22 protein-coding genes are annotated in these 23085 nt (G+C 65.2%); 10 read left to right on the forward strand and 12 right to left on the reverse strand.

Annotated features, from left to right (window positions below; translation table 11 throughout):
• Nucleotides 1-13: 13 nt before the first annotated feature.
• Nucleotides 14-1330 carry an LLM class flavin-dependent oxidoreductase gene (locus tag BBA01S_RS10035; RefSeq protein ID WP_027816309.1) on the reverse strand — a complete coding sequence of 439 codons (1317 nt, stop codon included), beginning with the start codon at nt 1328-1330 and terminating at the stop codon, nt 14-16.
• A gap of 191 nt (nt 1331-1521) precedes the next feature.
• Here BBA01S_RS10035 and BBA01S_RS10040 point away from each other — a divergent pair, with 191 nt between their 5' ends.
• The 3 genes from BBA01S_RS10040 (at nt 1522) to BBA01S_RS10050 (ending at nt 4695) form a co-directional block, all read left to right on the forward strand.
• Entirely contained in the window at nt 1522-2598 is a 1077-nt protein-coding gene (locus BBA01S_RS10040; protein WP_042296643.1) for a LacI family DNA-binding transcriptional regulator, read from the forward strand.
• A gap of 86 nt (nt 2599-2684) precedes the next feature.
• Entirely contained in the window at nt 2685-3500 is an 816-nt protein-coding gene (locus BBA01S_RS10045) for an AraC family transcriptional regulator (RefSeq protein WP_027816311.1), read from the forward strand.
• Between the two features lie 142 nt (nt 3501-3642).
• A complete protein-coding gene (locus BBA01S_RS10050) occupies nt 3643-4695 on the forward strand; it encodes a threonine aldolase family protein (protein WP_027816312.1) in 1053 nt (350 codons plus the stop codon).
• A 33-nt stretch (nt 4696-4728) separates the two neighbouring features.
• Here the strand turns inward: BBA01S_RS10050 and BBA01S_RS10055 are convergent, their stop codons facing one another.
• The 6 genes from BBA01S_RS10055 to BBA01S_RS10080 all read right to left on the reverse strand — a co-directional run bounded on the left by BBA01S_RS10055 (nt 4729) and on the right by BBA01S_RS10080 (nt 11209).
• Nucleotides 4729-5973, reverse strand: coding sequence for an acyl-CoA dehydrogenase family protein (locus tag BBA01S_RS10055; RefSeq protein WP_027816313.1), 1245 nt, complete (start codon nt 5971-5973; stop codon nt 4729-4731).
• A gap of 409 nt (nt 5974-6382) precedes the next feature.
• A complete protein-coding gene (locus tag BBA01S_RS10060) occupies nt 6383-7627 on the reverse strand; it encodes an acyl-CoA dehydrogenase family protein (RefSeq protein ID WP_027816314.1) in 1245 nt (414 codons plus the stop codon).
• 33 nt (nt 7628-7660) lie between these two features.
• Entirely contained in the window at nt 7661-8422 is a 762-nt protein-coding gene (locus BBA01S_RS10065) for an SDR family oxidoreductase (RefSeq protein ID WP_042296645.1), read from the reverse strand.
• Between the two features lie 65 nt (nt 8423-8487).
• Entirely contained in the window at nt 8488-9504 is a 1017-nt protein-coding gene (locus tag BBA01S_RS10070; protein ID WP_027816316.1) for a phosphotransferase, read from the reverse strand.
• A 27-nt stretch (nt 9505-9531) separates the two neighbouring features.
• Complete coding sequence (locus BBA01S_RS10075; RefSeq protein WP_027816317.1) at nt 9532-10206, reverse strand: histidine phosphatase family protein; 675 nt, start codon at nt 10204-10206, stop codon at nt 9532-9534.
• A gap of 82 nt (nt 10207-10288) precedes the next feature.
• Nucleotides 10289-11209, reverse strand: coding sequence for a LysR family transcriptional regulator (locus tag BBA01S_RS10080; RefSeq protein ID WP_027816318.1), 921 nt, complete (start codon nt 11207-11209; stop codon nt 10289-10291).
• A gap of 165 nt (nt 11210-11374) precedes the next feature.
• Between BBA01S_RS10080 and BBA01S_RS10085 the strand changes: the two genes are divergently transcribed.
• Nucleotides 11375-12274 carry an NAD(P)-dependent oxidoreductase gene (locus tag BBA01S_RS10085; protein WP_027816319.1) on the forward strand — a complete coding sequence of 300 codons (900 nt, stop codon included), beginning with the start codon at nt 11375-11377 and terminating at the stop codon, nt 12272-12274.
• On the opposite strand, the gene gcvA is transcribed toward BBA01S_RS10085, so the two are convergent.
• Nucleotides 12263-13258, reverse strand: a complete 996-nt coding sequence (gene gcvA, locus BBA01S_RS40780) for a transcriptional regulator GcvA (RefSeq protein WP_084162042.1) — start codon at nt 13256-13258, stop codon at nt 12263-12265. The genes BBA01S_RS10085 and gcvA overlap by 12 nt on opposite strands.
• Nucleotides 13259-13390: 132 nt before the next feature.
• Between gcvA and BBA01S_RS10095 the strand changes: the two genes are divergently transcribed.
• The 5 genes from BBA01S_RS10095 to BBA01S_RS10115 all read left to right on the forward strand — a co-directional run bounded on the left by BBA01S_RS10095 (nt 13391) and on the right by BBA01S_RS10115 (nt 17469).
• Nucleotides 13391-14170 carry an SDR family NAD(P)-dependent oxidoreductase gene (locus BBA01S_RS10095; protein ID WP_042296649.1) on the forward strand — a complete coding sequence of 260 codons (780 nt, stop codon included), beginning with the start codon at nt 13391-13393 and terminating at the stop codon, nt 14168-14170.
• Between the two features lie 67 nt (nt 14171-14237).
• Nucleotides 14238-14582 (forward strand): carboxymuconolactone decarboxylase family protein, encoded by a 345-nt coding sequence (locus BBA01S_RS10100; RefSeq protein ID WP_027816321.1) that lies wholly within the window; start codon nt 14238-14240, stop codon nt 14580-14582.
• Nucleotides 14583-14642: 60 nt separating this feature from the next.
• Nucleotides 14643-15329 (forward strand): cupin domain-containing protein, encoded by a 687-nt coding sequence (locus tag BBA01S_RS10105; protein WP_027816322.1) that lies wholly within the window; start codon nt 14643-14645, stop codon nt 15327-15329.
• Nucleotides 15326-16441: a flavin monoamine oxidase family protein gene (locus BBA01S_RS10110; RefSeq protein ID WP_027816323.1), complete on the forward strand. Its 1116-nt coding sequence runs from the start codon at nt 15326-15328 to the stop codon at nt 16439-16441. The genes BBA01S_RS10105 and BBA01S_RS10110 overlap by 4 nt, the downstream gene beginning before the upstream one ends.
• Complete coding sequence (locus tag BBA01S_RS10115; protein WP_027816324.1) at nt 16438-17469, forward strand: alcohol dehydrogenase catalytic domain-containing protein; 1032 nt, start codon at nt 16438-16440, stop codon at nt 17467-17469. Before BBA01S_RS10110 ends, BBA01S_RS10115 begins: the two co-directional genes overlap by 4 nt.
• Before the next feature lie 39 nt (nt 17470-17508).
• Here the strand turns inward: BBA01S_RS10115 and BBA01S_RS10120 are convergent, their stop codons facing one another.
• Nucleotides 17509-17808: a muconolactone Delta-isomerase family protein gene (locus BBA01S_RS10120; protein WP_027816325.1), complete on the reverse strand. Its 300-nt coding sequence runs from the start codon at nt 17806-17808 to the stop codon at nt 17509-17511.
• 111 nt (nt 17809-17919) lie between these two features.
• On the opposite strand from BBA01S_RS10120, the gene BBA01S_RS10125 reads away from it, so the two are divergent.
• Complete coding sequence (locus tag BBA01S_RS10125) at nt 17920-18885, forward strand: GlxA family transcriptional regulator (protein ID WP_027816326.1); 966 nt, start codon at nt 17920-17922, stop codon at nt 18883-18885.
• Nucleotides 18886-18892: 7 nt separating this feature from the next.
• On the opposite strand, the gene BBA01S_RS10130 is transcribed toward BBA01S_RS10125, so the two are convergent.
• The 3 genes from BBA01S_RS10130 to BBA01S_RS40785 form a co-directional block, all read right to left on the reverse strand.
• Nucleotides 18893-19333 (reverse strand): hypothetical protein, encoded by a 441-nt coding sequence (locus BBA01S_RS10130; protein ID WP_027816327.1) that lies wholly within the window; start codon nt 19331-19333, stop codon nt 18893-18895.
• A gap of 254 nt (nt 19334-19587) precedes the next feature.
• On the reverse strand, nt 19588-20922 hold the full coding sequence (gene argG, locus BBA01S_RS10135) for an argininosuccinate synthase (RefSeq protein ID WP_027816328.1): 1335 nt from the start codon (nt 20920-20922) through the stop codon (nt 19588-19590).
• A 509-nt stretch (nt 20923-21431) separates the two neighbouring features.
• Nucleotides 21432-23027 (reverse strand): purine-cytosine permease family protein, encoded by a 1596-nt coding sequence (locus BBA01S_RS40785; protein WP_052391719.1) that lies wholly within the window; start codon nt 23025-23027, stop codon nt 21432-21434.
• Between the last annotated feature and the right edge of the window lie 58 nt (nt 23028-23085).

A 23085-nucleotide genomic window follows, 5' to 3' on the forward strand; every position in this document is an offset into this window, starting at 1 on the left:
TCTCGCGTGCGATCTACTGCTCGCGCGTGGGCCGCTGCAAGCCCAGGTGGTCGCGCAGCGTCCTTCCCTGATACGTAGTCCGGAACAGTCCGCGCCGCTGCAACTCGGGCACGACGAGCGCGCAGAAACGTTCGAGCCCGCCGGGCAGGTCGGCGGCCATGATGTTGAAGCCGTCCGCCGCGCCGTTTTCGAACCAGTGCTGCATGGCGTCGGCCACGCTCTGCGGCGTGCCGACCAGCGAGAAATGCCCGCGTCCGCCAGCAATGCGCAGATACAGCTGGCGCACCGTGAGCCGCTCGCTCCCCGCGATGCCCGTGAGCAGTTGCTGGCGGCTGCGCTGGCCGCTATCGGTGAGCGGCAGCTCCGGCAGCGGCGCATCCAGATCGACGCCACCCAGATGGAAATTGCCGATCATGCGTCCGAGCAGCGCCAGGCCCGCTTCGGGATGCACCAGCGCCTGGAGTTGCGCTTCGCGCTCGCGAGCCTCTTCAAGCGTGGGCGCAACGATTACCGACAGGCCCGGCATGATCTTCAGCGCATCGCTTGCGCGCCCCGCCGCCACGACGCGCTGCTTGAGATCGCGATAGAACGCCTGCGCCGTTCCGAAATCGCGCTGCGCCGTGAACACCACTTCCGCCGTGCGCGCCGCCAGTTCACGGCCGCGTTCCGACGATCCGGCCTGCACGATCACCGGCCAGCCCTGCGGCGTGCGCGCGACGTTCAACGGCCCGTCGACGCTGAAGTGTTCGCCGCGATGCAGCGGCACGCGTAGCGTCGCCGCGTCGCAATAGCGGCCACTGCGCTTGTCGCGCACGAAGCTTGCCTCGCCCCAGCTGTCCCAGAGCGCCGTCACGACACGATGAAACTCCTCGGCGCGCGCATAGCGGTCGACGTGGCTGTAATGCTCGGCGCGGCCGAAGTTGCCCGCTTCGGCGGCATTGTCGGTGGTCACGAGGTTCCAGCCCGCGCGTCCGTCACTGATGTGGTCGAGCGAGGCGAACTTGCGTGCGATGTGATACGGCTCGTTGTAGCTGGTGGTGGCCGTGCCGATCAGGCCGATGCGCTGGGTCGAGACCGCCAGTGCGGGCAGCAGCGTGAGCGGGTCGAGCCGGTCGGCGCGCGCCACGCGGTCGGCCCCCGGGCCGATGTTGGCCGCCACGCTGTCCGCGACGAACAGCGCGTCGAAGCACGCCGACTCGGCAAGCTGCGCGAGGCGTATCCACGCGCGGATATCGAGCCCCGCGTCGGCCTGTGCGTCCGCGAGTCGCCACGCCGCCAGGTGGTGGCCCGTCTCCATCAGGAACGCGCCCAGATGCATCTCACGTTTCATCGAACTCCTCATTAATTCGACAGCTGCCACGCGGGCCGCACCCGCGTTCGATTTCATCCGTTAAAACAGCGGTTTTGCGCATCGCGCAGACCCGTTCATCACGCTAGGCGAATTCGCTGGTTAGCGCTAACATGGGCGGCAGTTTCCTTTGGCCGGCGCGTATGCGTCAAATAACGAAATCAGCAGAACATATGCGCAATCCCGCTAAACAGGCGCCGGAAGAAGAAACCCCTACGCGGCTGCGGCGCAACTCGGGACGCGTCACGCTGCGCGACGTGGCCGGCCACCTGGGCATCTCGCAGATCAGCGTCTCGCGCTACTTTCAGGATCCCGAACGAATCTCGGCGCCGCTGCGCGAGCGCATTGCACAGGCCGTCGCGCAACTGGGCTACGTACCGAACCTGGTCGCGGGCGGGCTCGCTTCCGCGCATAGCCGGGTGATCGGCATGGTGATACCCAATATCTCCGGGCCGATCTTCGCGGCGACGATCCAGAGCTTCAGCGACGCGGTCACCGCGCACGGCTATCAGCTGCTGCTGGCGTCCAGCTATTTTTCGAGCGAACAGGAAGAAAACGCCGTGCGTGGGCTGCTGGGCTGGTCGCCCGCCGCGCTGGTGCTGACCTCGCATTTCCACACCCAGGCGACCGAAGCCATGCTCGCGCGCACCACCGTCCCGGTGATCGAAACGTGGGATTACCAGCCGCGCCGCAAGCCGTGGCAAGTGGGTTTCTCGCATCCGGAAGTGGGCCGCATGGCCGCGCGCCACTTGCTGGAGCGCGGCTATCGCCGTGTCGCATTCGTGCAGAACAGCGCGGCAGGCGACTTCAGCGCGCTGGAGCGGCGCGACGGTTTTGCGCAGGTGATGCGCGAGCAGGGCTGCGAGCCGCGCTTTTACGTGCCGCAGGAAGTCCAGCCCGCGCATGCCGGGCGCGAGGCGCTTTTCGCGCTGATCGACGGCCCCGAGCCCGCCGACGCGATCGTGTTCGCCAACGACAACCTGGCTTCAGGCGCCCTGCTCGCTGCACAGCGCGCGGGCATTGCGGTGCCGCAGCGCGTGGCGTTGATGGGTTTCGGCGACTTTCCGTTTTCGGAGATGCTTACGCCAGGCCTGACCACGATCCGCCCGCCCGCGCGCCAGATGGGCGTGCTCGCGGCGGAACTGATCTTCGCGCAGCTCGACGCGCAGCAATCGGGCAAGCAAGCGGCAAGTGCCTTGCGGCGGCCCAGGGCGCTGGCCTGCGAACTGGTCATGCGTGAAAGCACCTGAGGCAACCGAGGTCACTGAGGCCCGCGTGCAGGGCGCGGCGGTATACTCCGCCCAGCCCGTCCATTCCTGCCATCGCACCCTGTTTCATGAGCGAGTACGTCCACTACCAGCAGGTGTCCGAGGTGCCCGGCCTCGTGCTGAGTACCGCGCGCTTCGCTGAATACAGCTTTGATCGCCACTTTCACCTCGACTTTCACGTGGGGCTCGTGAGCGAGGGGATCCAGCGCCAGGGCAGCCAGGGCAAGACGGTGCTGCTCGGCCCCGGCCGCGTCGCGCTGATGCCGCCCGGCGAGATCCACGACGGCATGGCCCAGGACGGCGGCGAGTACACGCTCAAGACTTTCCGGCTTTCGCAGCAACTGATCGCGGGCGTGGCTGAAGAAATCAGCGGCCGTGCCCACGCGCCCGAACTCAAGAGCGCCGTGCTCGACGATCCGCTGCTCGCGCACAGCCTCGTGCGCCTGCATGACGCGATGTGCCACGACGGCGGCGCAAGCAGCCTCGCCGCGCAGACGCAGTGGCTCACGCTGCTCGAAAACCTGCTGCGCCAGTCGCGCGCCATCGTGCCCGAACGCGTGCCGGGTGCGCTCTCGCCGGGCCAATGGACGCGCGTGCGCGACTATTGTTTCAGCCGTCTCGCAGAGAAAATCACGCTCGAAGAGCTGGCCGGCCTATGTGGGCTCGGCCGCTTCCAGTTCCTCAAGCAGTTCAAGCTGAGCATCGGCATGACGCCGCATGCGTGGCTGCTACGCCTGCGGCTGGAGCGCGCCTGCGAACTGCTGCTGCAAGGCTCGCAGGCCATTGCCGCGGTCGCGCAGGCCGTCGGCTTCTACGACCAGAGCCATTTCAATCGCGCGTTCCGCCAGGCTTATGGCGTTGCGCCGTCACGCTTTCGCGCCTGAGTTTCAGGCAGGCCCAGGCAAAACCCGCCACACCCCGCCGCAACCCGCCACACCGTCAATTTTTTACAAGCGCCGCGCCCCTCGCTCGACATACGATGCCCGCATCCGGGGCAAACGCCCCAGCCGAGTTGAGGAAACGACCATGACGAGCAGCAACAGGGCGCCGGCCCTGGGTTTCACGAGCGACAACATCGCGGGCGCATCGCCTGAAGTCATCGAGGCGCTGGTCGCTGCAAGCGCGGGTCAAGCCAACCCCTACGGCGCGGATCCGTACACCGCGAGCGTCGAGCGCCGCCTGTGCGAGATCTTCGAGCGCGAGGTCGACGTGCTGCTGGTGCCCACCGGCACCGCCGCCAACGCGCTGTGCCTGAGCGCGATGACGCCGCCCTGGGGCAACATCTATTGCCACGCATCCAGCCACATCAACAACGACGAGTGCGGCGCGCCCGCGTTCTATACCAGTGGCGCGAAGCTCGTGACCGTGGACGGCCCTGCCGCGAAGATCGACCCCGCGAAGCTGCTGGAAGCGGCGCGCACGAAAGTCGGCGACGTGCATTCGACGCAGCCCGCCTGCGCGAGCATCACGCAGGCGACCGAAGAAGGCAGCGTCTACACGCGCGGCGAAATCGAGGCTATCGGCGATGTCTGCAAGGCCGCGAATATCCGCCTGCATATGGACGGCTCGCGCTTCGCCAATGCGCTGGTTTCGCAGGGCTGCACGCCTGCGGAGATGACATGGAAGGCGGGCGTGCACGCGCTTTCACTGGGCGCGACAAAGAACGGCGTGCTCGCGGCGGAAGCCATCTTGCTGTTCGATCGATCGCTGGCGACTGAACTCGCTTACCGTCGCAAGCGCGCGGGGCATTTGTTCTCGAAGATGCGCTTCCTGGCCGCGCAGATCGATGCCTATTTGAGCGACGATCTGTGGCTGCGCAATGCGCGTCAGGCGAACGCAGCGGCGTTGCGGCTCACGCAAGGGCTTGCCGCGCTGGACGGCGCGGAGATCCTGGGCGCACCCACGGCGAATATCGTGTTCTGCCGCCTGCCGCAGCCGCTGATCGACGCACTGCTCGATGCAGGCGTGCGTTTTTATCACGACCGCTGGGGCCAGGGCGTCGTGCGCTTCGTGACGGCTTTTTCGACGACGTTCGAGGATGTCGATTATCTGCTGGAGAAAGCGCGCGCTTTCCGGTGACCGCTGGCCATCCGCCGGGCGCGCGCCCCGAGATTACTGCGGCCTGGCCAGGTACGGGCTGACCTGGCCCACCTCGAACGGCCGCGCCTGGATCTCCATGCGCGCGATGCCTTGCAGGTGCACCTCGTCGGGGCCGTCGGCGATCCGCAGCGCGCGGCCCCACGTCCAGCTATCCGCCAGCGGCGTGTCCGGGCTTAGCCCCATCGCGCCGAACACCTGGATCGCGCGCTCGCACACAGCCGTATGCACGTTCAGCACCAGCACTTTAATCATCGATACTTCCTTGCGCGCGGCCTTGCCGCCCACGGTGTCGATCATCCACGCCGTCTTGAGCACGAGCAGGCGCGCCTGATCGATTTCGATCCGCGATTTCGCGATCCATTCCGCGACCACGCCGTGCTCGTGCAGGCGCTTGCCAAACGCGGTACGCGCCTGCGCGCGCTCGATCATCAGTTCCAGTGCCAGTTCAGCCGCGCCGATCGAGCGCATGCAGTGATGAATGCGCGCCGGCCCGAGCCGCGCCTGGGCCAGCGCGAAGCCACTGCCTTCTACGCCCAGCAGGTTCTCCTTCGGCACCCGCACGCCCTTGAAGTCAATTTCGCAATGGCCCTCGGGCGCCACGTGATTGATCACCGTGATGTTGCGGATGATCTTCAAGCCCGGCGTGTCGCGCGGCACGAGAATCATGCTTTGCTGACTGTGGCTCGGTGCGTCGAGATCGGTCTTGCCCATCACGATGAGGAACTGGCAGTTGGGATGCGCCGCGTTGGTGATGAACCATTTGCGGCCGTCGATCACGTAGTCGTCGCCATCGCGGCGAATGCGCGTGGTGATATTGGTCGCATCGGACGACGCCACCGCGGGCTCCGTCATCGCGAACGCAGAACGGATCTTGCCGTCGAGCAGCGGTTCGAGCCATTGCTTGCGTTGCGCAGGCGTGGCGAACAACTCAAGCAGCTCCATGTTGCCACTGTCGGGCGCTTGGCAGTTGAATACTTCGGAGGCCCAGGGAACGCGCCCCAGGATTTCGGCAAGCGGCGCGTATTCCAGGTTGCTCAGCCGCGTGCCCGGTTCGGCGCCGTGCAGTGGCGGCAGAAAGAGGTTCCACAGGCCTTCCGAGCGCGCCTTGTCCCTGAGTCCTTCCATGAAAGACACGGGAAACTGGCCTGCATTCACTTCCTGCTGCCATTGATGAATGCGCGGCACGATATGCGTGTCCATGAACGCGCTTAATCGCGCACGAAGCGCCTCGACCTTCGGGCTATAGGCAAAGTCCATTTCGATCTCCTTTATCGGGTTGATTGGCGTCGCCCGGATCGTCAGGCCGCCATCCACGACCATGCACTCGCCGTGGGTATGGCTCGCGCATCGGAGATGAGATACAGCACTGTGCTTGCCATTTCGCGCGCCCGGCCGCTGCCGCCGCAAAAAGTAGCACTTGCCCGGTGCCATCAAAATAAAGGTGAGATTGAGTTGTTCCCCGTCAAACTTCTCGAAATTCAGCGCCTCCTGAAAGCCGGGCACACGCGCAGCGGGTTAGCGCGTGTGCGTGTGCGTCTGCGTCTGCGTATCGACGTCGAAGTGCAGTGGGCGATTCATGGCGACATTCGACGATGTCGATTATCTGCGGGAAAAGGCGCGCGCCTCCCGGTGACCGCGGGCCACCCGTCGGGCGCACGCCTCGCGATTACTCCGCCCTGGCCAGATACGGGCTGACCTGGCCCGCCTCGAACGGCCGCGCCTGGATCTCCATGCGCGCGATGCTTTGCAGGTGCACCTCGTCCGGGCCGTCAGCAAAGCGCAGCGCGCGGCCCCACGTCCAGCTGTCCGCCAGCGGCGTGTCCGGGCTCAGCCCCATCGCGCCGAACACCTGCATCGCGCGCTCGCACACGGCCGTATGCACGGTCGGCACCAGCGCCTTGATCATCGAAATTTCCTTGCGCGCAGCTTTCGCGCCCACGGTGTCGATCATCCAAGCGGCCTTGAGCACGAACAGGCGGGCCTGGTCGATTTCGATACGCGATTTCGCGATCCATTCCGCCACCGAGCCATGCTCGTGCAGGCGCTTGCCAAACGCGGTGCGCGCCTGCGCGCGCTCGATCATCAGTTCCAGCGCCAGCTCAGCCGCGCCGATCGAGCGCATGCAGTGGTGAATGCGCCCCGGCCCGAGCCGCGCCTGTGCCAGCGCGAAGCCACTACCCTCCGCGCCCAGCAGGTTCTCCTTCGGCACGCGCACGCCCTTGAATTCGATTTCGCAATGGCCCTCGGGCGCCATGTGATTGACGACCGTGATATTGCGGATGATCTTCACGCCCGGCGTGTCGCGCGGCACAAGAATCATGCTTTGCTGACTGTGGCTCGGCGCATCGGGATCGGTCTTGCCCATCACAATGAAAATCTGGCAGTTCGGATGCGCCGCGTTGGTGATGAACCATTTGCGCCCGTCGATCACGTAATCGTCGCCATCGCGGCGAATCCGCGTGGTGATATTGGTCGCATCCGACGACGCCACCGCCGGCTCCGTCATCGCGAACGCCGAACGGATCTTGCCGTCAAGCAGCGGTTCGAGCCATTGCTTGCGCTGCGCAGGCGTGGCGAACATATGGAGCAGTTCCATATTGCCGGTGTCGGGCGCATTGCAATTGAATACTTCGGAGGCCCAGGGAATGCGCCCCATGATTTCGGCAAGCGGCGCGTATTCGAGGTTGCTCAGCCGCGTGCCCGGCTCGTCGTCGTGCAGATGCGGCAGGAAAAGATTCCACAAACCTTCCGAGCGCGCCTTGTCCTTGAGCGCTTCCATGAAGGACACGGGATACTGGCCCGCATTCACTTCCTCGTGCCACTGGTGAATGCGCGGCACGATATGCGTGTCCATGAACGCGTTCAACTGCGCGCGCAGCGCCTCGACTTTCGGGCTATAGGCGAAGTCCATCCTGCTCTCCTTTATCGGGTTGATTGGCGCCGCTCAGATCGTCAGGCCGCCATCCACGACGATGCACTCGCCGTTGGTATAGCTCGACGCGTCGGAGACGAGATACAGCACCGTGCCGGCCATTTCGCGCGGCTCGGCGTGACGGCGCATCGGGATCTTGCCGATGGCATGCTCGTAAAGCGCCTGGTCCGCGAACAGCGCGCCCGCGAAGCGCGTCTTGGTCAGGCCCGGCAGCAGCGCGTTGACACGAATACCCAACGGGCCGCATTCCTTCGCAAACGCGCGCGTCATGTTCACGACACCCGCCTTGGTGATCGAATAGATGCCTTGCCGGTCGCCTGGTTGCAGTGCATTGACAGAGGCCGTGTTGACGATCGCGCCGCCGCCATGCTCGCGCATCAGCTTGCCCGCTTCCACCGACATGAAGAAGTAGCCGCGCAGGTTGACTTCGACGGTCTTCTCGAACGACGCGAGATCGGTGTCCAGGATGTGGCCGAAATACGGGTTCGCGGCGGCGTTATTGACCAGAATGTCGAGCCGGCCGTGACGCTCGCGAATATGGCCGAAGATCGCGTGAATGTCCTCGATGCGGCCCACGTGGCACGCGAAGGCTTCGGCGCTGCCACCCGCTTCACGGATGCCGCGCGCAACCGCCTCGCAATCTTCGATCTTGCGGCTCGATACGATGACGTGCGCGCCCTGTTCCGCCAGCAGCCTGGCGATCTCTTCGCCAATGCCGCGGCTCGCGCCCGTGACCAGCGCAATCTTCGATTTCAGATCAAACAGATTAGTCATCTTAAATAACCTCGATATTCCGTATGTAGCCTGTTTTACTTGGGCAGCACTGGACAGTGCTGAATTCAGATCAGGGCGACGCCCATTTGCGCGAGCGCGCCCGCCATTTCGCCTACCTGGCGCGCCTTGTCGTTCGACGCATTGCCGCCCAGTGCGCGTTTTTTCACGCCCTGCGCGATCGAGGCGAGCCGGAAGAAGCTGAACGCCAGGTAAAAGTTCCAGTTCTCGATCGCGTCGATGCCGCGCAGGCGGCAGTACTGCGCGACAATCGCCTCTTCGTCCGGCACGCCCTGCTCGCGGCGATCCAGCCCCGCGAGACCGGCGATGTGCCCGTGGCGCGGCAGGCGCAGGCACATGCAAAAATACGCAAGATCGGCAAGCGGATTGCCCAGTGTGGACAGCTCCCAGTCGAGCACCGCGCGCACGCGCGGCACGCCTCGCTCGAAGATGAAGTTATCGATGCGGAAGTCGCCATGCACGAGCGTCGGCTTGCCGGATTCGGTGGGACAGTGCGTCGGCAACCAGGCGATCAGCGCTTCCATCGCGTCGAGTTCGCCGGTCTGCGCCGCGCGGTATTGCGTCGTCCAGATATCAATCTGGCGTGCGAAGTAATTGCCCGCACGTCCATAATCGGCCAGGCCCGCCGCTTCGACGTCCACGTCATGCAGTGCCGCCATGGTGGCGAGCAGGGCGTCGTAGTACGCGCCGCGGCGCTCGACTGACAGTTCGGGCAAGGCCGGATCCCAGAAGGTCTCGCCGTCCTCGAAACTCATCACATAGAACAGGCTGCCGATCACGTCGCGGTCTTCGCACAGATGCAGCGCCTTCGCGACCGGCACCGGCGTCTCACGCAGCGCCGTCAGCACGCGGAACTCGCGGTCTACGGCATGCGCGGACTTGAGCAGCGCGCCCGGCGGCTGCCGCCGCAAGACGTAGCGCCCGCCCGGTGTCGTCAGCAAAAAGGTGGGGTTGGATTGCCCCCCGGCAAACTTCTCGAAGCTCACTGGCCCCTGAAAACCGGGCACATGTGCAGCGAGATAGCGCGTGAGCGTATCGACGTCGAATTGAAGTGGGTTATTCATGCGGCATTCGTGGTGCGTAAGTGCGGATCAACCGTAGGTGACGAGCTTGCGTCGCTCGGCGCGTTCGAGATGGGGTAGCGCATTGAAGCCGACCAGCGACATTGCGCTTTCGTTGAAAACGTACTGGCTCACGCTGCTGTTGCGGATCTGCATGTTCAGCGCGATGGCGGCGGATGCAGGCGCCTCCAGTATCTGCTGCGTGAAGACCGCGATGGCGCCGCCCGAACTCACCGCCAGCACGCGCTTGCCGCCCATGCGCTGGATCGCTTCGCGCGCACGCGCCACGCGCGCCTGGAACTGTTGCCATGTTTCCGGCAGGTCGCCCGGCAGGCGGTCTTCCGACCAGAGCGTCAGCGCCTGCTTGAGCGCTTTGTAGAAATGCTTGACGTTGCCGTCGGCGGGAGCGGGCGGCATGAGGCCGCTGGCCTGAAGCGCATCGAACAACGCATGAAAATCGTATTCGTTGAGATCGGCGTCCTGCACGACCTCGACCTTCGGCGCGCGCATGCCTTCGAGCAGCGCTTCGGCGGTCTGTTCGTGACGGCGCATCGTGCCGGTCACGATGCGGTCGAACTGCATGTCCGCCTGCGCGAAATATTCGCCGAGCCACGTCGACTGGATGCGCCCGGAAGGCGACAACGCATCGTAATTCTGCGCCCCTAGCGACGCCTGCCCGTGCCGTATCAAGTAGAGATCCGCCATGCCGCCCTCACGTGAAGATTGCTGCAACGATAGCGGGCCCCAAGGCATTCAGGAAGTTTATTCTATTTATATGCCGCCATAACTAACGGTGATGGTCGAAGGGCTGAAGATCAGGCTTGCGCATCAGCCGTGCGATCTGTTCGCGCAGCCAGCGATGAGCAGGATCGCCCGCCACGCTGCGGTGCCAGTAGCCATGCGATTCGAGTCCCGGCAAATCGAACGGCAGCTTGAGAATGCGCGCGTCGTAGCGGCGCAGCAGCGTGAGTGGCGCGGTCAGCGCCAGGTCGGTGCGCATCGCGATCAGCGGTGCGACCAGGTAATGCTGCACGCGCGTGAGAATGTTGCGCCGCAGCCCGAGCCGGTTGAGTTCCGTATCCACCAGTCCCGGCCCCTGGCGGCGGCTGGAGATATGAATATGGCCAAGGCCCAGGTAGTCGTCGAGCGTGAGCTTTTTCTTCGCGAACGGGTGATCCTGGCGCACCAGGCACGCGTAGCGGTCGCTGCCAAGCGGCGCCTGCTCCAGTTGCGGATCGTCGATCAGCGGGGCGTCGATCGCCAGTTGAACCTCGCCGCTCGCCAGCGCTTCGGGCACTTCACGGCGCGTCGTGAAATAGCTCTCGATGCGGATGCCGGGCGCAAGACGCTGCAACACTTCTTCGAGCGCGGGCAGCAGCATCGCCTCGGTGAGATCGTTCATGCTGAGCCGGAACGTGCGCTGCGAAGTCGCCGGATCGAAGCGCTCGCCCGCGTGCGTGCTCGAATCGAGCAATTGCAGCGCTTCGCGCACGCGCCCGATGATGTTCTCCGACACCGGCGTGGGCACCATGCCCGCAGGCGTGCTCACGAACAGCGGGTCGTCGAAGGTTTTACGCATGCGCCCAAGCGCATTGCTCACGGCGGGCTGCGTGATGAACAGCAGCTCTGCCGCGCGCGTGAGATTGCGCGTGCGATAGACCGCTTCGAAAACGATGAAGAGATTCAGGTCGATCCTGGACAGCGGCATGCGGGATTGTTCCGGAGCGTGGTGAAAAGGGGGGCAAACGCGGCTGCACATCATCCTACCCGCACCGGACACGGTCGCGCGCGCATTTTCGTGCGCCCGGTATCCTATGCGCCGACTGGTCGCGCTGCGCCACGCGCGCCACTTTCCTTGTCGAGGAGCCAGGCGATGCAAATGGAAACCGGGTTTATCGGGCTGGGGGTGATGGGCACGCCGATGGCGCTCAATCTCGTGCGCGCCGGCACGCCGCTTGCCGTCTGGAGCCGCTCGAAGGAGCGCTACGACGCGCTGCGCGAGGCAGGCGCGCGCACGGTCGAGCACGCCGACGCCGTGTTCGCGAGTTGCACCACGGTCATCCTCATGCTGGCCAATGATCACGCCATCGATGCGGTGCTGGGCCGCGGCACGCCCGCGTTCGGTGCGCGCGTGCGCGGCCACGTGATCGTGAACATGGGGACGAATTCGGCGGACTACTCGCGCGCGCTGGCCGACGATATCGACGCCGCGGGCGGACGCTACGTCGAAGCGCCGGTTTCCGGCTCGCGCAAACCCGCTGAAGCGGGCCAGCTCGTCGTGATGCTAGCGGGCGCGCCCGACGATGTCGAAGCCGTACGCGCGCTGGTCAGGCCCCTGTGCCGCGAAAGCTTCGTATGCGGCAGCGTGCCCGCCGCGCTGACAATGAAGCTCGCGGTCAACCTCTACCTCATCACGATGGTCACGGGCCTGAGCGAAGCCACGCATTTCGCGCAGAGCCACGGCATCGATCTTGCATTGTTTGCGAACGTGCTCAATGCGGGCCCGATGGCAAGCGACGTCTCGCGCGTGAAGATCGACAAGCTCGCGGCACAGAACTTCTCGGTGCAGGCGGCCATCACCGATGTGCTGAAAAACGCACGCCTGGTCGCCGAAGCCGCACGCAGCGCGAACATCGCGTCGCCGCTGCTCGATATCTGCCACGCGCTTTACGGCGAAACCGAAGCGCTGGGCCTGGGTCAGCAGGACATGGTGGCGGTCGTGCGCGCGATCGAGCAGCGCACGGAATCGGATCGGAAAACGCTACGCCCGTGAGCGGGCGCGACGGCCAGCGGCGCGCTTATCCGCTGATGGTGCATCTGCGTTTCGCGGCGGGTTCTGTGGTTTCTGCTGCTTTTGCGCCTCGCTCATCAACCAGTCGCGAAACACGACAAGGCGCGGCAGGCTCGCGCACTCGGGCCGATACACCACGTAATAAGCAAGCGCCGAACGATACGCAATCTCCGGAAAGAGCCGCACCAGCCTGCCAGCGGCCAGGTCGTCGCGCGCCATGACGCTGCGCGCGAGCGCAATGCCCTGCCCGTCGACGGCGGCCTGCAGCACCGCCGCCGAGTTGTTGATCTTCATGCCGCGCCGCACCGCCGCTTCCTGCACGCCAGCGGCGTCGAACCACGCGTCCCATGTCGCAAAGCCCGCGTGGCTGTCCACCGAAAGGTCGTGAATCAGCGTCTCGCGCGCCAGATCGCGCGGCGTGCGCCACTTGCCCTGTTTAGCCAGCGCCGGCGAGCAGACGGGATAGATCTCCTCGTCCATCAGCTTTTGCGCCGTGAGCCCGGGCCATGACCCGGCCCCGTAACGCACGCCGATATCGATGCCCTGCGCCGTGAAATCCATCAGCTTCAGGCTGGTATCGAGCCGCAAGTCCGTATCGGGGCATTGCGAGTGAAAGCCCTCGATGCGCGGCAGCAGCCATTTCGCCGCGAACGCGGGACTCACGGTCACCGTCAGCACGCCATTCGCCGCGCCTTCCTTGAGGCGCTCGATCCCTAGCGTCAAGCGGTCGAAGCCCGCGCGGATATCGGGCAGCGCCCGCTCGGCGACCTCGGTGGCGACCAGCCGCGCGCGGCCGCCCGTGCCACGCGCGAATAGCGGCGTGCCGAGCCACTCCTCCAGGCTGCGCACGAGCTGCCCGACCGCCGCGGGCGTGACATTGAGCTCCACCGCCGCCGCAGAAAAGCTCTGGTGGCGCGCGCTCGCCTCGAAGGCGCGCAGCGCATTGAGATAAACCGGTGTCGTCATCGCTGAAAGTTTTTCTATCAGATATGCACAGAATATCTGATTTGAAGCCCTCATGGCACGCGCCCAGAATACGCTCAATACAGAGATCAAGCCTTGCTTCTCTGTCCCCTGAAATAATCTTAGGAGTCTGTCATGAGCAACAGTTTTTCTAACAAGGTCGCCATTGTGACCGGTGGCGGTTCGGGCATTGGCAAGGAAGTCGCGGCGCGCCTCGTCAAGGCAGGCGCAAACGTGGTGATCGGCGGGCGCGACGAAGCCAAGCTCGCCCAGGCCGCCGCGCAGATCGACCCGAGCGGCGCGCACGTGCGCTATCTGGCGGGCGATATCGCCCTGCCCGCCACGGCCAGCGCGCTGGTCGCGCTCGCTACCGAGGCGTTCGGCGGCGTCGACATTCTCGTCAATAACGCGGGGATTTTCCGCCCCAAGGCCTTTCTCGACGTGACCGAGTCCGAGTACGACGGCTTCCTCGACACCATCCTCAAGGGCAAGTTCTTCATGGCGCAAGCCGCCGCGAAGGCCATGCAGCTGCGCGGCGGCGGCGCGATCGTGCAGACCGGTTCGCTGTGGGCCATGCAGGCGATCGGCGCGACGCCATCGGCGGCGTATTCCGCTGCGAACGCAGGCGTGCATGCGCTCACGCGCAACCTGGCGATCGAACTGGCGGCGTCGAACATTCGCATCAACACCGTTGCGCCGGGCGTGGTGGAAACGCCGGTCTACAACACCTTCATGAGCGACGACGAAGTGAAGGCGACGCTGCCCGCCTTCAACGCGTTTCACCCGCTCGGGCGCAACGGCCAGCCCGCCGATGTCGCCGAGGCGATCCTGTTCCTCGCTTCGCCGCAGGCCTCGTGGATCACGGGCACCGTGCTGCCCGTCGATGGCGGCGTGATGGCCGGGCGTCACGCCTGATCCGCTTTTCTCACGCCGTTCTCTCGCCGCTCTCTCGCTGCAACCAACCTTTAGGAACTCGAACATCATGATGCAAGACTGGAACAGCTACCGCGACGCACTGCTCGAACGCGTCGGCGACTACGCGAAGATCACGCCGGACGTGGTGCGCGGCCTGATGACCATCGACGGCGCCGCCGCGAAGACCGCGAAGCTCGAACCGAAGATCCACGAATTGATCGCGCTGGCCGTGGCCGTGACCACGCGTTGCGACGGCTGCATCGCCGTGCACACGAAAAAGGCCGTCGAACATGGCGCGACGCTTGAAGAAATCTCCGAAGCGCTGGGCGTGGCCATCGCGCTGAATGCGGGCGCTGCGCTCACCTACTCCGCGCGCGTGCTCGATGCGCATGCCGCGCTGCCCACCACCTGAACGGCATCGGGCGCCGGCACTCGCTGCCGGCGCCGTGCCCTGGCATCCTGGACTACGCTCATGCTTGTCAACGCCGACTTCTCGCGCCGCGCCGCCATCGCGGCAGATCGTTACGAATGGGTGCGCTCGCCGCAATACGGCGTCGAGCGCGTGATGCTCGATCGCGTCAGCGCGGCGGACGGCCACGAAAAGGCGCGCGCCACCAGCATCGTGCGCTACGCAGCCGGTTCGCATTTCCCGCGCCACACGCACGACGGCGGCGAGGAGATTCTCGTGCTGTCCGGCTGTCTTTCCGAAGGCGACCGGCACTATCCCGCTGGCTGGTATCTGCGCAATCCGCCGGGTTCTTCCCATCAGCCCGCCAGCGAACATGGCGCCGTTATCTTCGTCAAGCTCCGGCAGATGTCGCGCGCCGACACGCGAACGCTGCGCATCGACACGCATGCGCCCAACGCATGGATACACGACGAGGGGCGCGAGATTTGCCAGCTCTTTTCCGATGATGACGAAGAGGTAATGCTCGCCCGGCTTGCGGCGCATGAATACGTGTTTGTCGACGCGGTGGCGGGCGCAGAAATGCTCGTGCTGGACGGCGAATTGCTGGCAGACGGCACGCGTTTGCTGCAAGGCGGCTGGCTGCGCCTGCCCGCAGGCATGCATCGCGACGTGAAGGCGGGAGCGCGCGGCGTAACGCTGTACCTCAAGACCGGCGCGTTTCGAGGCCTGCCCGAAGGAGTCGCGCGATGAACGCACGGATCGCCATTATCGGCGGTGGACTCGCGGGGCTTTTCGCGGCATGGCGCCTGCAGGAACGCGGCTGCGACGATTTCGTGCTGCTGGAAGCGGGCGCGCGGTTCGGCGGCCGCATCGAAACGGTCTCGGCGCAGACGGGCGGCGCGCGTTTCGATCTCGGCCCGACGTGGTTCTGGCCTGAAATCCAGCCCGAACTCGACCGGCTCGTGCATGAACTCGGGCTTGAGCGCTTCGCGCAGCATGAGCGTGGCGACACCATGATCGAGCGCTCACCCGGCTCGCCGCCTGCCCGCGTGCGCGGCTACGCGGGCGCCCCTGCGGCCATGCGGCTCGCGGGCGGCATGTCGGCGCTGATCGATGCGCTACGCTCGCGGATCGCGCCACAACGGCTGCACTGCGATCAACGTGTCACGCGCATCGACGCGCTGGCCGACGGTATCGACGTTCATGCGCAAGACGCGCAGCAACGCGTGACAACGTGGCGCGTCGCTCGCGTGCTGCTCGCGTTGCCGCCTCGCCTTGCCGCAACGACGATCGAATTCCAGCCTGCGCTGCCCGATGCGCTCGCAGATGCATGGCGCGCAACGCCGACATGGATGGCCCCGCACGCCAAGTATCTTGCCGTGTACCCGCGCGCGTTCTGGCGCGAGCACGGCCTGAGCGGCGAGGCGCGCAGCGGGAGTGGCCCGCTCGCGGAAATTCACGATGCCTCGACGCGCGACGGGGAAGGCGACGCTGACGGCGAGGCCGCGCTGTTCGGCTTTATCGGTATTCCCGCCGATGTGCGCGCGCATATTGGCGAAGCCGCGCTGCTAGCCGCCTGCCGCGCGCAGCTTGTGCGCCTGTTCGGCAAGGAAGCCTCCGACGTTCGCTTCGAGACGATCAAGGACTGGGCCGCAACCCGCCTCACGGCGACGGCAGCCGATCGACTCGCGACGCCGCATCACTGGAGCGCGCCGGACAACGCAGCCACAAGCGGCGTTTGGCAAGGACACCTTGTCGGTTCCGGCAGTGAGTGGTCGCTGCGCTATCCGGGCTATCTGGCTGGCGCCATCGACGCAACGCAAACCGCCATCGACGCCCTGTTCACGGAGACTTCGCCATGAAAGCCACTTATCGCGCGATGCAGATTGCGCAGCCCGGCGTGCTTGAACTCGTCGAGCGCCCCGTGCCGGAACCCGGCGACCACGAAGTGCTGATTCAGGTCGAAGCCTGCGGAATCTGCGGCGCCGATGCCGCCGACATCGACAACGCCGATCCGGCGCAGCAACCGCCTCGCGTGCCGGGTCATGAAGTCGTGGGCCGCATTCTCGCGCTTGGCGCGCGCACACCCGCGCTGTGGAAGCTCGGCCAGCGCGTGGGCGTGGGCCGTCTGGGCGGCCATTGCAACGCGTGCGCGCCCTGCCGCCGCGGACAGTTCCAGCTATGCGAGCACCAGCCATTCGTCGGTGCGACCTGCGACGGCGGCTACGCCGACATGATGGTTGCGCGCGCAACCGGCCTTGTGGCGATTCCGGACGCGCTCGATTCGGTCGAAGCCGCGCCGCTGCTTTGCGCAGGTCTCGCCACGTTCAACGCGTTGCGCAAATCGGGCGCGCAGGCAGGCGACACCGTGGCGGTGCTGGGCATGGGCGGTCTCGGCCACCTGGCGCTGCAATACGCCCGGCGCATGGGGTTTCGCGTCGTCGCGGTGGGACGCGGAGCGGACATCGCCGACGATGCGCTCGCACTGGGCGCGCACGCGTACCTCGACACCACACGCGACGATGTCGTCGTGCGCCTCAAGGCGATGGGCGGCGTCCAGGCGCTGATCGCGACGATCGGCCATGCGCCAACCGTCTCGGCGTTGCTGGGCGCGCTCGCGCCGCACGGCAAGGCGGTACTGCTAGGCGCCGGTAAGGATCCGCTCGCGGTCGCGATGGGCGCGTTCGTGGTGGGAGAGCGCAGCTTGCTGGGATCGATCACCGGCACGCCGGTCGAGAACGAAAAGACGCTGGATTTCAGCGTGCTGACCGAAGTGCGCCCGATGATCGAAACCCTGCCGCTGGAACGCGCCAACGAGGCGTTCCAGCGCATGAAATCGGGCGACGTCAAGTTCCGTATGGTGCTGCGTTGTAGCGACGCGCCTGGTTAGTCGATAAAGGCCGCCTGAATGGCGGCCCTTAAACACGCACTACGCGGCTTGCTTCTGGATCAGGCGTCCGAGCGGCGCGAGCGGGCCCACGGGCGTGAGCTCGAACGTCATGAAACCGCCCGCCGCCAGCGGCAGTGCCTGCACCGCGGCGCGCGCCTCTTCGACGCTTTGCGCGTCCATCAGAAAGAACACGCCGGGACGATCCTGGCGAAACCAGAACTGTTCGATTTTCCCGTCGAGGTAAAGCTGAAGCGTGGCCGGGACTTCCTTCGCCATGACCTGCGGCTGCTGTTCCGGCGAGGGCGGGTTGGTGATCGAGCCGATTGCGAAGACTTTCATGGGTTTTCTCCGTAGATTCAAGGGCGTTGCGGCATGCAACGTGGAGAAATGTAGCTTTCTGCCCGCCAAACGGGTATCGTCGTAAATGACAACTTTATGGTCATTTACGCCATGCGAATCTGCGTACTCGCGCTGGAAGGATTGTTCGACACGGGCCTCGCCGTCACGCTCGATTCGCTGCGGGCGGCCAATGGGCTCGCGGTGCGCGCGCTCGGCGGCTCTCCGCGTTTCGACGTGACGGTGGTGGGTGTGCGTAAAAGGGTTCGTTCGGGCCACGGCTTCACGATTCCGGTGCAGCCCATCACGCCTGCGCTCAAGCCGGACTGGGTCATCGTGCCGGCGCTCAACGCCACCACGCCGGAGTTGCTGCTTCCGGCGCTCGCGCGGCCCGATGTGGCCGACGCCAAGGCGCAATTGCAGGCATGGCGCGCGCGGGGTGCGCGTATCGCCGCCTCGTGTATCGGCACGTTCTTGCTGGCCGAAGCCGGTTTGCTCGATGGCCGCGAAGCAACCAGCACGTGGTCGCTCGCACCGCTGTTCCGCCAGCGCTATCCGCTTGTGAAGCTCGACGAAACGCGCATGCTGGTGGCGAGCGATATCGGCGTGACGGCGGGCGCCGCGCTGGGCCACCTCGATCTCGCGCTCTGGCTGATCCGCCAGGCGAGCCCGGAGCTGGCCACGCTCGTCTCGCGTTACCTGCTCGCGGATATTCGCAGCTCGCAGGCGCCCTACATCATCCCCAATCATCTCGCGCAGCACGATCCGCTGATCCAGCGCTTCGAGCAATGGGCGCGCAAGCAGTTGCGCAACGGCTTTTCGCTTCAGGACGCCGCCGATGCGCTGGCAACGAGTCCGCGCTCGTTGCAGCGGCGCTGCCAGGACGTGCTGGGCAAGTCGCCGCTGGCGTACTTCCAGGATCTGCGCGTCGAGCGCGCGCAGTCGTTGCTGCATGGCAGCGGCCTGGACATCGAGGCCATCGCGTCCGAAGTCGGTTACGCCGATGGCGCCACCTTGCGCACGCTGCTGCGCCAGCGGCTTGGGCGCGGCGTGCGCGACCTGCGCGCAGACCTGCTTTAAAAGCGGCTCAATACAGGCCCGTTGCGCTGTCCGGCTCGAACACCGGCGTCTGGTTGGCCGCGATCATGTTGTAGCTCAACATGAAGGGGACGCCGCCATCGGACTTCAGGACGTCGTCGATCCATCCAATGGGATTGGTGAACAGCGAGTTGTCGTGATTGAGCACGCCAATCGCGCCGTTCTTTTCGTCGAAGTCCCACACCACCGATCCCCAATGCCACTGCAAGCCGCGAACATACTGGCAGCCGAGCAGCGCGCCCAGCGCAAATACTTCGTCATCCGGAATATTCGATTTCTTTTCCTTGCATTCGCGCACGAACCCGGTGATCGCGGCGACGATGTCTTCGGGCTTGCTCGCGGCGTCCAGCTTCAGCAAGGTGAGTGCGATGGCAGCGAGTTCGGCGATCTCGTTGTTGACGTCGGAGGGGATCGGCTTGATTTCGGCCATGGTGATTTACTGTTGATCGAGTCGAGTGAATGGGGATCATTCGGCGCATCTGGGAACTGCTGGGTTTCCAGTACACGCCCCGAAGCCGGATCATACGCGCACCGCCGGATGCGTGGCTCGGGAAGACCCGTAGCCTTAGGCTTCCGCCTGGTGCCACGGTCATAGCAGAAAGCCGCACCAGAACACGAAACGCAAAAAAGCCCGCCCCGGCGCAAACCGAAGCGGGCTTTTTACCTACAGCCTAAACCGACGACTTATTCCTTATCGGTCTTCAGCAGCGGCAGCGCCGAATCATCGCCGCCCTTGAGCAGGCCGACCTGCGAGTACACACGCAGCTTGTCGCGCGTATCCGTGATGTCGAGGTTACGCATCGTCAGTTGGCCAATACGGTCGCGCGGCGAGAACGTCGAAGCGACCTTCTCCATCGACAGACGTTCCGGCTGGTACGTCAGGTTCGGCGACTTCGTGCTCAGCAGCGAGTAGTCGTTGCCGCGGCGCAGTTCGATCGTCACTTCGCCCGTGATCGCGCGCGCGACCCAGCGTTGCGCCGATTCGCGCAGCATGATGGCCTGCGGATCGAACCAGCGGCCTTGATACAGCAGGCGGCCCAGCTTGCGGCCGTTCTCGCGGTACTGCTCGATGGTGTCTTCGTTATGGATGCCCGTCACGAGACGCTCGTAAGCGATGTACAGCAGCGCCAGACCCGGAGCCTCGTAGATGCCACGCGACTTCGCTTCGATGATGCGGTTTTCGATCTGGTCGCTCATGCCCAGGCCGTGACGGCCGCCGATGCGGTTGGCTTCGAGCAGCAGTTCGACAGCGTTCGGGAAGGTCTTGCCGTTCAGCGCGACCGGCTGGCCTTCTTCGAAGCGGATCGTGACTTCTTCGCGGTCGACCTTGACGTCGTCGCGCCAGAACGCCACGCCCATGATCGGGTTGACGATCTTGATGCCCGATTCCAGGCTTTCCAGGTCCTTCGCTTCGTGGGTTGCGCCCAGCAGGTTCGAGTCCGTCGAGTAGGCCTTTTCAGCCGACATCTTGTACGCGAAGCCTTGCTGGTTCATGAACTCCGACATTTCCGAACGGCCGCCGAGTTCGTCGATGAAGGTCTGGTCGAGCCACGGCTTGTAGATCTTCAGATCCGGATTGACGAGCAGGCCATAGCGGTAGAAGCGCTCGATGTCGTTGCCCTTGTAGGTCGAACCGTCGCCCCAGATGTTCACGCCGTCGTCCTTCATCGCGGCGACGAGCATCGTGCCCGTCACGGCGCGGCCCAGCGGCGTCGTGTTGAAGTATGTGACGCCGGCGGTCGAGACGTGGAACGCACCGCTTTGCAGCGCGGCGATGCCTTCGGCGACGAGCTGCGTGCGGCAGTCGATCAGGCGCGCGCCTTCTGCGCCGTATTCGGTCGCGCGGCGCGGGATCGCGTCGTAATCTTCTTCGTCGGGCTGGCCGAGGTTGGCGGTGTAGGCGTAGGGCACGGCGCCCTTCTTGCGCATCCAGACCAGCGCGGCGCTGGTGTCAAGGCCGCCGGAAAACGCGATGCCGACTTTCTGGCCGGTCGGAAGAGATTCGAGAATCGTGCTCATGGTTGTTCATCCAGTCTATGCATTGACCCGCCGCCGCTAGTGCTGCAACGGGTGTGAAAGTGGTCGGGCCGCGAGGTCGCAGCCGTGTCGGACTGCCCGTGGGGGCCGCCGAAGCCGGTCGCGCAAGCCATCTAGTTTAGCCGATCGCGCCCTGCCCTCCGGCGTTGCGGCGGCGCTGCGATGGCGATAAGCCCCGCGCGCGGCCGTTCCAGCGACCGCATCGATACGTCCCCATCAGGCCTTCCACGCCCACACAGGCGGCGAAAAAAGGCCGGGATCGGCACGGCGCTCCGGCAAGGAACGGGAGATTTTAAAGCCTTTCGCACTTTTCCCGAACCATTTCAATGGTTTTCGGCGAAAACCGGGCGTTCAAGGGTCGTTTTCGTGCGTCGCGAGCTGTGTTTCAGCATGTTTCGGGTCAATTCGTGAAAGGGGCAAGAACGCCGGACAAGCGAAAACGGCCGACGCTACGCGCGTCGGCCGTTCTTTTCCAGCGAATCAGGCGAAGCTTACTCAGCGTATTCGCGCACGCCCTGCACCGACCGCATGCCCACCGCGTCCTGCTCCTCACGCTTGCGGGCAGGCTTGGCGGCCACCCGCGCCGTCACCGGCGTAGGCGTCGCAGCCGCCGCCGCCCGGCCGCCGCGCACGAAGCGGCGACCTTGCGGGCCGTACACGCCATCGGGTTCCGGGAACATTGACAGCAGCACCAGGTACAGCACGCCGCCGACGATGAACGACACCGGCACGCTCAGGTCGCAACCGCCCGCCAGGTTGCCCAGCGGCCCGACGAACTGGCCCGGCAGGTTCACGAACGACAGGCCGAGGAACGCCGCCGGCAGCCATGCCCCCATCGCGCGCAGGTTCCAGCCATGCGTGAACCAGTAGTGGCCGCCGCGGCCGCCGCGGTTGAACACCTGCAGGTCGTCGGCCAGGTAGAAGCCGCGGCGCTGCATGTAGCCGATCACCATGATCGCCATCCACGGGCAGCTGAACGTGCAGATCAGCGTCGAGAACGTCGACACGCTCTCCACGAGGTTGAACGCAAAGCGGCCAATGAAGATGAACGCGATCGCCAGCGAGCCGATCAGCAGCGTCGCGCCCACGCGGTTCAGGTACTTGGGGAACATGCTCGACATGTCGAGGCCCGTGCCATAGAGCGCGGTCGTGCCCGTCGACATCCCGCCGATAATCGCGATCAGGCACATCGGCAGCAGGAACCAGCGCGGCGACACCGCCAGCAGGCCGCCCACGTAGTCGTTCGAGGCGATGAAGCTGGGGGCGTGCGTGGCGATGATGGTCGCCGTCGCGAGGCCGAAGAAGAACGGCACGAAGGTCGCGATCTGCGCGGCGTACACGGCGCCCATGACGCGATAGCGCGGCGTGGTCTGCGGAATGTAGCGCGCCCAGTCGCCCAGCGTCGAAGCGAACGAGACCGGGTTGCTCAGCGCCACCAGCACCGCGCCGATGAAGGCGGCCCAGAAGCCCGCGCTGCCTTGTTGCAGCGTGCCTGCGTAGTGAACGTCGAAGGTTTTGGCGAACGCGAACGCGCCAACCACGAACATCAGGCTCGCGGCCCACACGGCGATCTTGTTGACCCACAGCATGAAGCGAAAGCCGTAGATGCAGACGACCAGCACGAGCACGGCGAACACCATGTACGCGAAGCCAAGCGTCCAGCCGTTCTGCGGCAGGCCGACCATGTTGTGCGCGCCGCCCACGAGCGCGTCACCGGAGCTCCACACCGCGAGCGAGAAGAACGCCACGGAAGTCAGGATCGCGAGGAACGAACCGACGATCCGGCCATGAATGCCGAAGTGCGCGCCCGACGAAACCGGGTCGCTTGTGCCGTTGCGCGGGCCGAACGAGCTCATCGGCGCGAGGATGAAGGTGCCGGCGAGCACGCCAATCACGATCGACCACAGGCTCGCCTTGAACGACAGGCCAACGAGCACCGGAAAGGCGCCCAGCACGGAAGTAGAAAAAGTATTGCAGCCGCCGAACAGCAGCCGGAAAAGATCGATGGGTCGCGCATAACGCGATTTATCGGGGATGCGCTCGAAACCGAATGTCTCGATCTGCGTGATGCTGGTGTTGTCTGCCATGGTGTCTCACTCCTTGGGGCATGGGCGTGGCGGGTAGGTCGTTCGCCTTGCCGTTTTC

The sequence above is a fragment of the Paraburkholderia bannensis NBRC 103871 genome, from assembly GCF_000685015.1.
Classification (GTDB): domain Bacteria; phylum Pseudomonadota; class Gammaproteobacteria; order Burkholderiales; family Burkholderiaceae; genus Paraburkholderia; species Paraburkholderia bannensis.

Excerpts from the sequence above, each read along its gene's own strand:
- gcvA (WP_084162042.1), bottom strand. The coding sequence starts at position 13,258 with ATGACGACACCGGTTTATCTCAATGCGCTGCGCGCCTTCGAGGCGAGC.
- BBA01S_RS10045 (WP_027816311.1), top strand. The coding sequence starts at position 2,685 with ATGAGCGAGTACGTCCACTACCAGCAGGTGTCCGAGGTGCCCGGCCTC.
- BBA01S_RS10110 (WP_027816323.1), top strand. The coding sequence starts at position 15,326 with ATGAACGCACGGATCGCCATTATCGGCGGTGGACTCGCGGGGCTTTTC.
- BBA01S_RS10050 (WP_027816312.1), top strand. The coding sequence starts at position 3,643 with ATGACGAGCAGCAACAGGGCGCCGGCCCTGGGTTTCACGAGCGACAAC.
- BBA01S_RS10115 (WP_027816324.1), top strand. The coding sequence starts at position 16,438 with ATGAAAGCCACTTATCGCGCGATGCAGATTGCGCAGCCCGGCGTGCTT.
- BBA01S_RS10130 (WP_027816327.1), bottom strand. The coding sequence starts at position 19,333 with ATGGCCGAAATCAAGCCGATCCCCTCCGACGTCAACAACGAGATCGCC.
- BBA01S_RS10125 (WP_027816326.1), top strand. The coding sequence starts at position 17,920 with ATGCGAATCTGCGTACTCGCGCTGGAAGGATTGTTCGACACGGGCCTC.
- BBA01S_RS10120 (WP_027816325.1), bottom strand. The coding sequence starts at position 17,808 with ATGAAAGTCTTCGCAATCGGCTCGATCACCAACCCGCCCTCGCCGGAA.
- BBA01S_RS10105 (WP_027816322.1), top strand. The coding sequence starts at position 14,643 with ATGCTTGTCAACGCCGACTTCTCGCGCCGCGCCGCCATCGCGGCAGAT.
- BBA01S_RS10055 (WP_027816313.1), bottom strand. The coding sequence starts at position 5,973 with ATGGACTTTGCCTATAGCCCGAAGGTCGAGGCGCTTCGTGCGCGATTA.
- BBA01S_RS40785 (WP_052391719.1), bottom strand. The coding sequence starts at position 23,027 with ATGGCAGACAACACCAGCATCACGCAGATCGAGACATTCGGTTTCGAG.
- BBA01S_RS10060 (WP_027816314.1), bottom strand. The coding sequence starts at position 7,627 with ATGGACTTCGCCTATAGCCCGAAAGTCGAGGCGCTGCGCGCGCAGTTG.
- BBA01S_RS10095 (WP_042296649.1), top strand. The coding sequence starts at position 13,391 with ATGAGCAACAGTTTTTCTAACAAGGTCGCCATTGTGACCGGTGGCGGT.
- BBA01S_RS10080 (WP_027816318.1), bottom strand. The coding sequence starts at position 11,209 with ATGCCGCTGTCCAGGATCGACCTGAATCTCTTCATCGTTTTCGAAGCG.
- BBA01S_RS10070 (WP_027816316.1), bottom strand. The coding sequence starts at position 9,504 with ATGAATAACCCACTTCAATTCGACGTCGATACGCTCACGCGCTATCTC.
- BBA01S_RS10040 (WP_042296643.1), top strand. The coding sequence starts at position 1,522 with ATGCGCAATCCCGCTAAACAGGCGCCGGAAGAAGAAACCCCTACGCGG.
- BBA01S_RS10085 (WP_027816319.1), top strand. The coding sequence starts at position 11,375 with ATGCAAATGGAAACCGGGTTTATCGGGCTGGGGGTGATGGGCACGCCG.
- BBA01S_RS10075 (WP_027816317.1), bottom strand. The coding sequence starts at position 10,206 with ATGGCGGATCTCTACTTGATACGGCACGGGCAGGCGTCGCTAGGGGCG.
- BBA01S_RS10035 (WP_027816309.1), bottom strand. The coding sequence starts at position 1,330 with ATGAAACGTGAGATGCATCTGGGCGCGTTCCTGATGGAGACGGGCCAC.
- BBA01S_RS10100 (WP_027816321.1), top strand. The coding sequence starts at position 14,238 with ATGATGCAAGACTGGAACAGCTACCGCGACGCACTGCTCGAACGCGTC.
- BBA01S_RS10065 (WP_042296645.1), bottom strand. The coding sequence starts at position 8,422 with ATGACTAATCTGTTTGATCTGAAATCGAAGATTGCGCTGGTCACGGGC.
- argG (WP_027816328.1), bottom strand. The coding sequence starts at position 20,922 with ATGAGCACGATTCTCGAATCTCTTCCGACCGGCCAGAAAGTCGGCATC.